This window comes from Bacillus sp. FSL R5-0422 (assembly GCF_038610765.1).
GTDB classification, from domain to species: Bacteria; Bacillota; Bacilli; order Bacillales; family Bacillaceae; genus Bacillus; species Bacillus pumilus_O.
Window position 1 is genome coordinate 1,742,465 of the sequence record NZ_CP152014.1, and the last position, 13,539, is coordinate 1,756,003.

At 43.3% G+C, this 13,539-nt stretch carries 11 protein-coding genes; all 11 read right to left on the reverse strand.

Annotated elements, in window-relative coordinates; all coding sequences use genetic code 11:
• Nucleotides 1–2: 2 nt before the first annotated feature.
• Nucleotides 3–710: a response regulator transcription factor gene (locus MKX52_RS08790; RefSeq protein WP_342491818.1), complete on the reverse strand. Its 708-nt coding sequence runs from the start codon at nucleotides 708–710 to the stop codon at nucleotides 3–5.
• Nucleotides 711–840: 130 nt separating this feature from the next.
• Nucleotides 841–2,109 carry a glucuronoxylanase gene (locus MKX52_RS08795; RefSeq protein ID WP_144471091.1) on the reverse strand — a complete coding sequence of 423 codons (1,269 nt, stop codon included), beginning with the start codon at nucleotides 2,107–2,109 and terminating at the stop codon, nucleotides 841–843.
• A 31-nt stretch (nucleotides 2,110–2,140) separates the two neighbouring features.
• Complete coding sequence (locus MKX52_RS08800; protein WP_342491819.1) at nucleotides 2,141–3,676, reverse strand: glycoside hydrolase family 43 protein; 1,536 nt, start codon at nucleotides 3,674–3,676, stop codon at nucleotides 2,141–2,143.
• 222 nt (nucleotides 3,677–3,898) lie between these two features.
• Nucleotides 3,899–5,359, reverse strand: a complete 1,461-nt coding sequence (locus MKX52_RS08805; protein WP_342491820.1) for a CoA-acylating methylmalonate-semialdehyde dehydrogenase — start codon at nucleotides 5,357–5,359, stop codon at nucleotides 3,899–3,901.
• Nucleotides 5,360–5,697: 338 nt separating this feature from the next.
• A complete protein-coding gene (locus MKX52_RS08810; protein WP_342491821.1) occupies nucleotides 5,698–7,038 on the reverse strand; it encodes an alpha-glucosidase/alpha-galactosidase in 1,341 nt (446 codons plus the stop codon).
• A gap of 33 nt (nucleotides 7,039–7,071) precedes the next feature.
• On the reverse strand, nucleotides 7,072–7,902 hold the full coding sequence (locus tag MKX52_RS08815) for a carbohydrate ABC transporter permease (RefSeq protein WP_012010150.1): 831 nt from the start codon (nucleotides 7,900–7,902) through the stop codon (nucleotides 7,072–7,074).
• Complete coding sequence (locus MKX52_RS08820; protein ID WP_342491822.1) at nucleotides 7,902–8,834, reverse strand: sugar ABC transporter permease; 933 nt, start codon at nucleotides 8,832–8,834, stop codon at nucleotides 7,902–7,904. The genes MKX52_RS08815 and MKX52_RS08820 overlap by 1 nt, the downstream gene beginning before the upstream one ends.
• Before the next feature lie 30 nt (nucleotides 8,835–8,864).
• Entirely contained in the window at nucleotides 8,865–10,121 is a 1,257-nt protein-coding gene (locus MKX52_RS08825) for an ABC transporter substrate-binding protein (RefSeq protein WP_342491823.1), read from the reverse strand.
• Nucleotides 10,122–10,339: 218 nt separating this feature from the next.
• A complete protein-coding gene (locus tag MKX52_RS08830; RefSeq protein ID WP_342491824.1) occupies nucleotides 10,340–11,380 on the reverse strand; it encodes a LacI family DNA-binding transcriptional regulator in 1,041 nt (346 codons plus the stop codon).
• 183 nt (nucleotides 11,381–11,563) lie between these two features.
• Complete coding sequence (alsE, locus tag MKX52_RS08835; protein ID WP_342491825.1) at nucleotides 11,564–12,256, reverse strand: D-allulose 6-phosphate 3-epimerase; 693 nt, start codon at nucleotides 12,254–12,256, stop codon at nucleotides 11,564–11,566.
• A gap of 17 nt (nucleotides 12,257–12,273) precedes the next feature.
• Complete coding sequence (locus MKX52_RS08840; protein WP_088002724.1) at nucleotides 12,274–13,536, reverse strand: PTS ascorbate transporter subunit IIC; 1,263 nt, start codon at nucleotides 13,534–13,536, stop codon at nucleotides 12,274–12,276.
• Between the last annotated feature and the right edge of the window lie 3 nt (nucleotides 13,537–13,539).

A 13,539-nucleotide genomic window follows, 5' to 3' on the forward strand; every position in this document is an offset into this window, starting at 1 on the left:
CTTTACGCATCCTTTACAACAAATTTATAGCCAAGCCCTTTAACCGTCACGAGAAATTCTGGTGTAGATGGGGAATGTTCTATTTTCTCCCGAAGTCTTCGTATATGTACCATCACTGTATTATCAGAACCGAAGAAATCCTCTCCCCAAACCGTTTGATATAGCGTTTCTTTACTGATCACGCGATTCGGATGCTGCAAGAAATAAGTCATCAACATAAGTTCTTTCGGAGTGAGCTCAATCGCCGCTCCGTTTTTCGTTAGTTCAGCTTGCTGTTCGTTTAATTCAAAAGGTCCTTTTTTAATCACGGGCTCCTCTTGAGAAGGCTGTAAGTATGATGACCGTCTTAGCTGAGCTTTTACCCGGTAGGCAACTTCTTTTGGGCTGAACGGTTTTGTAATGTAATCATCGCCGCCAATGGCAAGTCCTACAATTTTGTCTGATTCTTCTCCCTTTGCTGATAAAAAGATAATGGGAACATGCGAGACGTCTCTGATTTGTTTGCAAATATCGTAGCCTTCACCGTCTGGCAGCATAATATCCAGTATGACGAGATCGGGTTGTTCTTGATGGAATTGTGAGAGCCCGTCACGGGCAGTTGAAGCTGTTATCACCCGGTCAATGCCTTCTCTTGTTAATACGGTATGGATTAATTCCAAGATTTCCTTTTCGTCATCTATAATCAAGACTTTGCTTTGAAGTTTTGGCATTATGATCACTCTCCTGAAGTCATTGTTATTATTATACCCAAAGTGGAGACGTCGTGAAAAATCAACTTTCTATTTACACAGAAAAAAAGCCAATTTTCTTTTTTAATGAGAAAATTGGCTTTTGGCGTTTTTAGCGTTTGACCACAAACGTTGTCACACTTTGAGCAGGGAGATGTGCCCAAAATTGATTTCCTGATATGTTTAAGTCAGTTCCAGGCTGAAGGTTACTGTTACTGCTTGTGACCCATCTTGACGCTTTCGAAGCAGTTCCATTTTGCATAACAAAGTGTTGATTGACCCCTGCATTGTTTTTGTTAATTGCGACAATGACGACCTGATTGTTTCCTTTATAGGCTGACACGAAAACATTCGGTTCAGGGCTTTTTGTTGCATCAACTCTGACGAATCCTGGACGCACAAACTTGGAGAAATGCGCCATGTTGTATCCGCGCTTGCTAATCATTCCATCTTCTTTCATAGGACCGTATGATCTGCGGATGTACCACCACACATACGCCTGAAAGTCCCCTTCCACCATTGAATGGTGAATATGCTCTGATACCCCTAATGCCTCAGGCCAGCGGTCAGCAGAATTGTTATCGCTATTCGGGTAGTAGACCTCTGTCATCCACAGCTCTTTTCCCCCTCCTTTTTGTTTGAAAAGAGGATACGGAAGCTGGCTAATTTGGGTTCCGTACAGATGAGCTCCGAGAATGTCCATATTTCTAAGCGCCTGCGAATCGTTTAAGATAGGATCTGAGATATTCTTAAGGTATTGAAAGGATTCTGGTGCAATCACGCGTGCGTTAATGGAGCCGGCATTTTCTCTCATGAATCGCAGGATTTCCTGAGGTGTCCACCATGTCCATTCATGTGCATAATCAGGCTCGTTTTGTACAGAAATGGCATATAGATTGACGCCATTATTTTTCATGTATGTCACAAAATCATTCAAATGCTGAGCGTATGCGGCGTATTGATTGTATCTTAGCCGCTTTGCAGACGCACCATTACGGTTGAAAGTCTCCACCATATGGCTTGGAGGATTCCAAGGTGAAGCGATCACCAAAGCGCCATGCTCTATCGCTCTTTTAGCGGTGGCGACTTCTCTGTGCCAATTATTTCTGTTCTCGTCTACATAAATGCGTAGAATGGAGAATCCTAACTGATTCTGTCCATTGCCAAATGCGGTTTCCCTTTGAGGTCCGGTCAAATCACCAATCCAAGCTGGATGGTTCATTCCGCCAAAGCCGCGGATCACTTGTCTTTCCGCGTTGACATTAATATTCGCATCACTTGCCGCTGACACCTCAGTTACGCCGGGGCCTATGAACATGACAGACAGCATAGTGAAGCAGACCAATAAAGTGCAAATTGGTTTTTTGATTATGGACATCAAATTTTCCCACTCTCCCATCAACTAGTTTTGTTTATCTTTGAGTAAACTGCCAGGAATCAAATTGGAATAGGTTGGCACCATTTCCTTTGAAGACAAAAAATACGTTGTGTACTCCCGTTGCCCCGTTTACTGTTGTTTCTATTTCTCGCCAGTTTCCACCTGAGGAAGGGACATTGAGTGTTCCTACAATTCTGCCGTCTGGACTGCCAAGACGTACTTCAATTTGTCCGCCTGAAGCTGCTGCTACATTGGCTTTAAAGGTTCTAGCACCCCTCGAGCCGAAATCGACATTACTGACAGCCACCCAATCGCCATTTTGAATGTTTGTGACATGCTGGTTATTGACTGGCCCACCAGGTGCTGAGGAAGCCTCTGTTAAAATGCGTCCATTCCAAGCGAATGTTTCAGCTTCTACCCGCTGATATGGATTGAGGTTAGAAAGCTGTTTAACGCCTTCAAAATTGGCTGCGACCTCTCGAAGGGAGCCGTCCGCATTATGGACAAGCTTATTAATGTGGGGAGATCTGTAGCCTTTCCCTGCTCCGTATAAGGCAGAGCTCACCGTTTGCGTGTGATACACGACATACCATTCGTTTTTAAAATTGAACACCGCATGATGGTTGTTACCGCCGCCACCGAAAAATGAACCTGGATTTTTCAAGAAGTGTCCTTTATACGTAAAGGGCCCCATAGGACTTGAGCTCGTCATATAACCGATCTCGCCTGGCGGTTTATCTGCTGGGTGGGAGCCGCCAAAATTGATGCAATACGAATAGTAATAGGTACCGTTATACTTATGCATCCCTGAATCTTCAAACATAAAAGGAGCATCAATGGTTGATGCGCTGCCGACTACACTTGTCATGTCAGGCCCTAGTTTCAGAACTCTTGCTGTTTTAGGATTGGCCCATTGCCCCTGTGTTGGATTTGAACCGCCTGGAACGCCTCCGCCGGCATATAGATAACCGGTCCCGTCATCATCTACAAATACGGCTGGATCAAACAGCCATACAACACCGGACATCCCTGGTGTATTTGGTGTGACGAGCGCTTTTCCGATAGGATCTTTCCAAGGACCAATCGGACTATCCGCTGTCAAGACGCCGATCCCTCCGCCGCTGTTAGCAAAATAAAGGAAAAATTTATCCTTCCCATTGATCTTCTTCACCGCAGCCGCTGGAGCCCAAGAAGCGCCTGCCCATTTGGCAATCCCTTTCCCGCCATTTGCCCCATTTGCGCCTGCTACTGGAATCGCTCCGTGATCTGTCCAGTTCACCATATCTGCCGAAGAGATGACAAAGACCCTATTCAAATTCGCAAAAGAATTGTCCTTAATCGTTCCATTGCTTTGATATTCATAGTCATCACTCGACATATAAATGTACACTCTGCCGTTATAGGTGAGCGCAAACGGATCTGCTCCCAGGTGATGGTCTATGAGCGGATTTGCATTTCCTACTCGTTTTGCAATGGGGGTACTTGCTGCACTCGCATCATATACGGGTATACAGCTTAGTACCAAAGCAAGAATTAAAAAACATAAACCGCACTTCATCCTCTTTCTCATCGCATCATTTTCCTCCTGTTTTCATCTTCCTAATATTGGGGTTTACGCCCAATTTCAAATTATGTTGAAAGACGCTGATGAAGAATGAATACAAAGGATGATTTCTTAGGGGGAATCGTTGCTGAAACAACTATGTAAACCCTTACTTTTAGACTAGGAGACAACAAAAAAATGCAGTTCTCCTTTTGGAACTGCATTTTCTTAGCTTATTTATGATGCTCATCACATATAACGAGCGGTCACCATCTTCTTTCTTGTGTAAAACTCCACTCCGTCTGTTCCATTGGCGTGCAAATCCCCGTAGAAAGAATCCTTCCAGCCGGAAAACGGGAAAAATGCCATTGGTGCGGGAACACCAATATTGACGCCGAGCATCCCTGCTTCGATGTTTTCGCGAAATTCTCTAATGCTTGATGCACTGTCAGTGTACAGGCAGGCACCGTTCGCAAATTTTGATTGATTGGACAGGTCGATCGCTTCTGTCAGTGAAGAGACACGTACAATTGATAAGACTGGGGCGAAAATCTCGTCCTGCCAAATTTTCATTTGATTTGTCACATGGTCAAAGATCGTTGGTCCAACGAAATACCCTTTTCCATTTGTTTCGTGATCTTTCCTGCCATCTCGAATGAGACTTGCGCCTTCTTCAATCCCTGACTGAATGTATTGAAGCGTTCGCTCCTTATGTTCCTCTCGAATGACTGGACCAAGAAAGACCTCTTCATTTATTCCGTTTCCAATGACAAGCTCGTTCGATTCATCCACTAATTTTTGAATGAGATCATCTGCCACTTCTTCTTCCACTGCGACAACGGCCGCGGCCATGCAGCGCTCTCCTGCTGATCCAAAGGCAGCACCAATGATTTGTTTCGTTGCTGCGTCTAAATCTGCATCTTTGAGGACGATGGAGTGATTTTTTGCTCCTGCAAGTGCTTGGACACGTTTGCCATGCTCTGTGCCTTTTTTATAGACGTATTCTGCAACTGGCTGAGAGCCGACAAATGAAATGGCTTTGACCTTTGGGTGTTCAAGCAGACCATTGACGACATCATGAGCTCCATTGACAATGTTGAGAACCCCTTTTGGAAGACCTGCTTCTTCAAATAATTCGGCTAATCGTGCGGCAAGAATCGGCGTGCGCTCTGAAGGTTTTAAAACAAACGTATTTCCGCAGGCAATAGCAAGTGGGAACATCCAGCAAGGAACCATCATCGGAAAGTTAAATGGTGTAATTCCGCCGATGACGCCAATTGGATAGCGGTACATGCCAGATTCGAGTCCAGATGCGATATCTGGTAATTGTTTTCCCATCATTAAGGTTGGTGCACCAGCGGCAAATTCGACACATTCAATCCCGCGCTGCACTTCTCCTTTTGCTTCTGTGATGCTTTTTCCGTTTTCCATCGTTACGAGTTCAGCCAGCTCATCCCATTTGTCAACGAGTAACTGTTGGTATTTAAATAAAATGCGTGCACGGCGGGGAACAGGCGTTTTCGACCAAGTGGTAAAGGCTTCTTGCGCTGCCTGTACCGCACGTTCGACATCTTTTTTTGTTGAAAGCGGCACTTCTGCGATGATCTCGCCAGTAGCTGGGTTATATACTGCCTCTGTTTGACTAGTTTCTGCTTCAATCCATTGTCCGCCAATATAATTTTTCAACATTTGTACATCTGTTTTGGTCATGTTCCCTCTCTCCTTTTTATAAAAAAATGTGTCATGCTTATAGGATGTGTTTGGTTGTCATTGTCTCATCTAACGGGCGTCCATCTGTATACACTCTTTGTCAAATCTTATTGTCGTTTTGGTTTACGTTGTGATAAAAGCTTGCTCTAACGTGTGAAAGGCTGACGCCCATCCATTGGTTTGTGAGAAATGATGCCTAAATGTGATTTATTCATGGTGTATTTTTGATCAACTTTTGGTTAACTTCAGAAAAATCATAATATTAAAAACGCTTTCAGTCAATCCTCTATTTGCAGCATAAAAAAACCTGATGCGCATTGCATCAGGTAGGGGCTAGTTTATTTCTGTAAGTTGGTTGATGCGGCATATTGATTCGGATCTGCAAAATGCGGGAGCATCTCACTATGTGCTTCAATGAGTTCATCGCATAATTTGATGATGTCATCAATCGATAGTTCAGCACTTGTGTGTGGATCTAGTAATGCCGCTTGATAAATGTGTTCTTTTTTCCCGCTGATTGCTGCTTCGATGGTCATGAGCTGTGAACTGATATTGGTCCGGTTCAGTCCCGCCAGTTGTTCAGGAATCTCTCCGACATGGCATGGCATGATCCCGCTCCGGTCTGCAACACACGGCACTTCGACACACGCTTTTTCAGGCAGGTTGTGAATGAGGCCACCTGTGTTCAGCACATTCCCGGCAAATTTAAAGGGAACGTTCGTTTCAATCGCTTCAATGATACGTGAACCATATTCTTTTGAGCGAGTATGTGTGATCTGTGTATTGCCCACAAGGTCATGCTTCATGGAATTCCAGTTGTTGATTTGTTCCTCGCAGCGTCTCGGATATTCATCTAGCGGAATGTTAAATTGACCGACCAATTCTGGGTACCGCGATTTGATAAAATAAGGGTGGTATTCGGCATTATGCTCTGAGGACTCTGTGACATAGTAGCCGAATTTATCCATCAGCTCAAAACGTACCATATCATGATGCCGTGATTTTTGCTTTTCTTTCGCTCTTCTTTTGATGTCTGGGTACAAATCTTTTCCGTCTCGTTTCACTTCTAATAACCACGCCATATGATTGATGCCTGCAATTTTTTCTTCAATTCCTTCATGATCCATATCAAGTGATTCAAATAGATCCTTTGTACACACCTGTACGCTATGACAAAGCCCCACCGTTTGAACCGGTGTATAGCGCAGCATTGCACCTGTCAGTGTGGCCATTGGATTTGTGTAATTTAACAATAAAGCATTTGGGCAGACCTCTTCCATCTCCTTTGCAAAATCAAGCATCACAGGGAATGTTCGAAGGAAGCGGAAGATCCCGCCAATGCCAACCGTATCCGCAATCGTTTGTCTTAACCCATATTTTTTCGGAATCTCAAAATCAATCACTGTGCTTGGCCGGTAGCCTCCAACCTGGATGGCATTAATCACATATTTTGCATCCTTTAAGGCTTCTTTTCGGTTGTGATAGGACGTAATGGTCACATGTGCACCGTAGTTCTCTTTTAAATGGCGGAGCATCGTTTCTGATTCTTTCAGCCGCTTATGGTCGATATCATATAAAGCAAATTCAAAATCTCTTAGTGCGGGGACGAACAAACAATCTCCCAATATATTTTTAGCAAAGACGGTACTCCCTGCACCGATAAATGTAATTTTAGACATAGCTGACTCTCCTTTTTGCATCCATATATTGAACTACCCTTTGACAGAGCCTTGTGAAAGCCCTGCGATAAAATATTTTTGCAACAGTAAAAACATCATTACCATTGGCAGCATCGCAATGAGCGCAGCGGCACCAACGAGCTGTAACTGATGCTGATTTTGACCAAAAAAATGGGATAAGGCGACTGTGAGTGTATGCATCTCCTTATCTTGTAAAAAGAAGATGGCAAATTGATAGTCGTTCCAAATATACACACAGGCAATGATTAAAACCGAAGCGGTAATAGGTTTCAGAAGTGGGAAAACGATGGTGAAGAAAACCCTAAGTGTCCCCGCTCCATCAATACGGGCTGCTTCTTCAAGCTCCTTTGGAATGGTCGACCGGATAAAGCCTGCGTATAAGAAAATCGTTAGCGGCAAAAAAGCAGCGACATTATTTAAAATAGCGATTTGATAGGTGTTCATCATCCCGATTTGAACGACCATTTTATAGAGCGGGACAAGGGCTGTGAGTGGTGGAATGACCATAATAGCAATGAATAAAACATACACTGCTTTATTTAGCTTTGTGCTTCTCCTTGCGAGCGGATAGGCTGCAAGGGAACCAAGAAAGATGAGGCATACAGCAGAGCTGAATGTAATGATCACAGTATTCAAAAAGGACTGACCAAGCTGTGCCTCTGTCCATGCCGTGCGAAAGTTTTCAAGATGAAGCGCTTTTGGAAACAGCCACTTTGAACTAAAATCTCCTATTCCCTTGAATGATGTCGTCAGCAAGATATAAAATGGAATGAGATGAAGCACTGTCACCAAAAGGGCAAGGACGGTGTACCATCTCTTCTTACGTTTAAAGGTATTTTCAATCACATCTCGGTCTCCTTTCGTTTGAAATACATCAGCGCTGTGACACTAATGACAAGGATGATGACCGCCATGAAGACCCCTTGTGTTGCTGCATATCCTGCATCTTGACGTTTGAAATACAGATCATACATAAAGGTCGACATCGATTGTGAGGAATCTCCCGGTCCGCCGCCAGTAAGCGCCACAATCACATCAAAGAGCTTGAGCCCGCCAATGACATTTAGCACAACATTAATGGTGATAGACGGTAGAAGGAGAGGCAATGTAATTCGACTAAATTGCTGGAGGCTGGATGCGCCGTCTAATTGTGCGGCTTCATAATAATCCTTAGGAATGCTTTGCAGTCCTGCTAAATAAATGATCATCGCAATACCGACGAATTGATAGGTGTTGACGAGCATAATGATCCATGTGTTTAATTGCGGATTGCCAAGCGCATTCATTTGATCAAATCCAAAAAGCGTCACTACATCGTTTAAGGCACCGCCTTGGTAAGCAAACACGAAATACCAAATATAGCCCATCGCAATCGGACTAATCATGACAGGTAAATAGATGACTGTTCTTGTGATCGCTCTCATCTTTAAGCTTTGATTTAATAAAAGAGCATAACCAAGTCCGATGATATTTTGTAAGATGGTGCTCCCGATGCCGTATAGAAGCGTATTTTTAACAACAAGCCATGTCGTTGGGTCCTGAACCAGACGCTTATATTGATCAAGTCCAATCCACTCATAAGTTTGCGAAAACCCATTCCAATTCGTAAAAGATAGCTGAATGCCGTTCAAAAAAGGATAAATGATAAAGGTACTAACAACGAGAACAGCTGGCAAGTACATCCACCAAAGGGAAGAATTCTGGTTTTTTTTCATTTTCTGCTTTGATAAAGGGGAGAATGCGGCTGGCTGCTCTGCTTTTGTGATGTCATTCATTGGCTTCACTCCTGTTTCAGCATGAGCCTGCTATTGTTTTTTCAGACGCTTATATTCCTCTTCCATCTTCTTCGATAATTGTTCTGGTGTGATGGAGCCTGCTAATAATTCTTGCCCCGTTGTTGCCATGACCGCCCACATTCCGCTTGGTAAGTATTTTCGATCGAAATACGGTTCAATCTTCACCTGTTCGTATTGATCGTAAAAGGTAGAGTAATCGTTTTTCGCTTTCACTTGTTTTAAGGCTGCTTCAGATGAGGTACCTTCTGCGATTTTTTTCGCATTTCCAGGCTTTGCGAGAAAATCGATGAACTGTTTTGCTTCTTTTAAATGTTTGGAGTCTTTCCAGGCAGCGACTGTAAACCGTTCTCCTCCAATCCAGCTTTGCTTATCTCCTTTATGAATAGATGGAACAGGCATTGTGCCTACTTTGATCGATGGATTGAGTTCAGACGCTTCAGGTCCTAAAGAACCTCCGACAAAGGTGAAGGCTATTTTGTTTTGTGCCATTAGTTCAGGGGCTTGAGAAAGTTTTGCTGTGAGGACATCTTTGTTTAAAAGATCTTGATCCTTCAGCTCCTTCATGAACTGTGCAAGCGGTGTATAGAGAGACCAATCAAATGATCCGTTCTCAAGTTCTTTTCCGTATTGATGGTTTGGACCCGTGATCAATAAAGGTGTGGCGAGTTCATCAAAGACTTGGGCGATATTTGAGTTGTCTCCTCCTGGTATCCAGAGCGGCACAACCTCTCCTTTGCTCTTTTCCTTAACGGTCAGCAAAGCCGATTTAAATTCATCGAGTGTTCTAGGAACCTCAATGTCATAGTCCTTTAATAGATTGGCATTAAAGCTAATCCCGTCTTTTGCTTGATTCAGCGGATACGCGTATACTTTGCCATCTTGGTCCTTTAAAATTTGATCGAGTGAAGGATCAAGTTGTTTCACCCAATTCATCTCTTTTAAATCAGCGACATACTCGCTATAGCGGAGTTTTGCCCAGCCATGTGTGTCAAACAGATCTGGCATATCATTTGCCCCCATTTTGACACGGATCGTATCTTCATAGCTGTTGCCTGGGAAGTTGGCATCGATTCGAAGATGTGGATGCTCTTTTTCAAACGCTCGAATCACTTCTTCAAACGCTTTTCTTTCCCCGCTATTGCTCATCGTCGAAAAGAGCGTCAGGGTGACTTTTCCGTTTGCTTCGGACGTACCGTTATTGCCACAAGCAGACAAAAGAATGGTCAAGACAAAGACCGCAGTCAGTAGCATGATTTTTTTATTCATGGTTTCCTCCTTTTGATCACTGAAAATTCAGACGATAATCGGTAGAATTCATGCAGTTGCTGAAACAAAAGAAGTCTATTATACTGGAATTCTATTCTTTTCAAAGAGATAAGAGAGCATACCGGTAGGCTGCCTTGTTCTTCGCATGATCTGGCCATCGTGCGAAGCAGCTTGCTTTCTGCTTTTTTGTCTCTTTTTTGTTTGCTGAAATCGCGGGTTCACCCCCTTTCATGGACGAGACATGTGCTGCCCCGTTCGATAAGTTTTGTTGGCACGACGACTTTTAGAGGAAGCTTTCTGCCGTTTATTCTCTCAAGCAAAAGCTTCAGACCGACTTCCCCCATTTCTTCTGTATATACTTTGACGGTTGTAAGTGGCGGACTTGAAAATGAAGCCGCTTCAATGTCATTAAACCCAACGATGGATACGTCTGAAGGTACACGTAGACCGGCTTCGTTGAGCGCGCGCATTGCACCGATCGCCATTGAATCACTTCCGATAAAAAAGGCTTGTGGCACGTTCCCTTTTTTAATGGCCTGCTGCATGAGCGTATAGCCTTCTTGCATGGAGTATTCCCCGATATGGATGTCATCCAGATGAAGACCGCCTGCTTCTTGCATTCTTTTCATAAACGTCGTTTGTCTTTCGTCCTCAATCACAGCATTCCCTTCGAAATAATGCTCTCGCTCCTTTCCACCAATATAGCCTAGATGTGAATAACCAAGCGACTGCAAATGGCGAATGGCTCGATCTGCCGCTCTGACAAAATCAACATGTACACAATCATACAAATCCTCATCCGCATAATGATTGATAAAAACAATGTGTTCCATTCGATTTGTCATTTTTTCAACCGTATCAGGACTGATTCGGCCAATGACGATCAAACCATCAATATCCTTTAACATCGCCTCTTGATCCATGCTTCTCAGGCGAAAGGTGTGGAGAGTGGACAAGCCTTGTTTGGCATATTCTTTTTCAATTCCTTTTCGAATCGATGAAAAAAAAGGATCATTTAATTCTTCGTCAATGGATTGAGCGACAACGATACCGATGATTGGGGATTCAGATGGGCTTTTTTCCTCTGCTTGATCGGCTTTTCTTGCTCTCACTGGGGTATAGTTTAACTTCTTTGCAATGTCGAGGATGTTTTGTCTTGTTGCGTGAGAAACGGCAAGGGTTTGATCGCCATTTAACACACGGGATACAGTGGAAACGGACACTTTTGCATCATGAGCAATATCTTTGAGTGTGGTCATAAGCAAACTCCTCTTGGTTTTTGACTAAATATTTACTAAAGATATTTGAAGGATATCATGTTGGTAAAGCGCTTTCAAGTGTGAATTCATGATTTTTTCCTTTGTTTTTTTGAGTATGTTTTGGTTAGAAGTGATGTTTTAGTAAAATTGCGTAAAAAAAGAGGATTGTTTCATCCTCTTTTACTAATGTGATTCAATTGATGCTGTTTCTTTTGAAAACAATTGCTTCATTGTCTCCCAAGCCGTATCGAGTTGCTGGTGAAGTCCGAATAAACCTGAGTTGCCGATAATATAGATCTCGTTTCCAGCCTCAGCAAGCTGCCGGAACGTGTGCTCATTACAGGAGCCGTCTACTTCAATTGAAAATGAGTATCCTTTCTTCTCTTTTACCTCTTTCACCTGTTTAATTTTCTGTAGCATTTCTTTAATAAAAGGCTGTCCTGCAAAGCCTGGATCAATCGTCATGATCGTCACTCGGTCTATTAAATGTAGATAGGAATCTAACACTGCAATTGGTGTGGCGGGATTTAAAACAAAGCCAACCTCGCAGTCTCTTTGATGGATATGCCGAATGATCCTAAAAACGTCTCTTTGCACGACCTCTGGGTGTAAGCAGACCATGCTTGCGCCTGCCTCAATGCAGGCATCAATTAAAAATTCTTGGGGGGATTCAGCCATAAGATGCACATCAATTGGTTTGTCTGTCAATTTTCGGAGCTGTTCTATGAAAAAAGGTGATAAGGTGATATTTTTCACGTAATGACCATCCATGATATCGACATGATATCGATCTGCTCTTGTGTTGAGAATATGAATATGTTCGCGGAATTGCGTTAAATCCATGCACATCAGTGACGGTGAAAAAATGGCTGACATTCTCAGAATCCTCCTTTTTACAGTTGAAATACAAACTTGATCAATCCAATCAAGATTCCGATGATACCAAAGTCTGTATCTCCAAAAGTTGTCCCTTCAAAACCAAGGGTTCCTAACACAGGCAATAAACAAGCAGGTAAAAAGGAAAGGAGCAACCCATTCACAAATGCCCCAGCGATAGCACCTCTCACTCCTCCTGTTGCATTACCATACACTCCTGCTGTAGCGCCGCAAAAAAAGTGCGGGACAAGACCAGGAACAATGACAGTTAAACCAAACAATGGTAAAAGGAAAATAGACACGATGCCTCCTGCAAAGCTGCATAAAAAACCGATAATGACTGCATTTGGAGCAAATGGAAAAACGGTTGGTGCGTCAAGTGCCGGTTTTGCCCCTTTCACAAAACGATCAGCAATTCCTTTGAAAGCAGGCACGATTTCACCAATTGCCATCCGCACCCCGGCTAAAATAATGTAAACACCAGCAGCAAAGGTAATCGCTTGAATGAGAATGAAGACAGCGAAGTTTGTCCCGCCACTCATTTGTTCTATAAAAGATATTCCAGCAAACGGTGCAATTGCAAAGAAGAGCAAAGCCATCGTGATTGAAATGGCCACAGATGTATCTCGTAGAAAACCGAGTGATTTAGGCACTTGAATGGTTTCTGTTGATCTTTCTGGACGACCGATCCATTTTCCGATCATTCCCGCTGTAAAATAACCGAAGGTACTGAAGTGTCCAAGCGCTAGATCATCGCTTCCAGTGACTTTCCTTGTGAATGGCTGAAGAATAGCGGGTGCAATGACCATAGCTGTCCCTAATATGATTGAACCGGCGGTGACAAGAAACGATCCCTCCATTCCCGCTGTCGATAGAACGACTGCGAGCATAGCAGCCATATACAAGGTATGGTGTCCTGTTAAAAAAACATATTTAAAGGGGGTGAATTTTGCCAATAGCAAATTGACCAGCATGCCAAAAATCATAATGAGAGCTGTCTGTGTCCCGAATTCTTTTTGAGCAATGGCTGCCATGGCATCTGTATTTGGCACAACCCCTTGAATGTGAAATGCTGCTTCAAACATTTTTCGGAAAACCCCAAGTGAATCAGACACGACTGTGGCGCCTGCTCCTAATATGACAAATCCCATGGTTGTTTTTAAGGTACCTGACACGGTATCTGCGGCTGATTTTTTCTGCAAAAGTAAACCGACCAGCGCAAACAAACCAATGAGAATGGCCGGTGTACCCAATATATCGTTCATGATCAGTTCTATCATGAT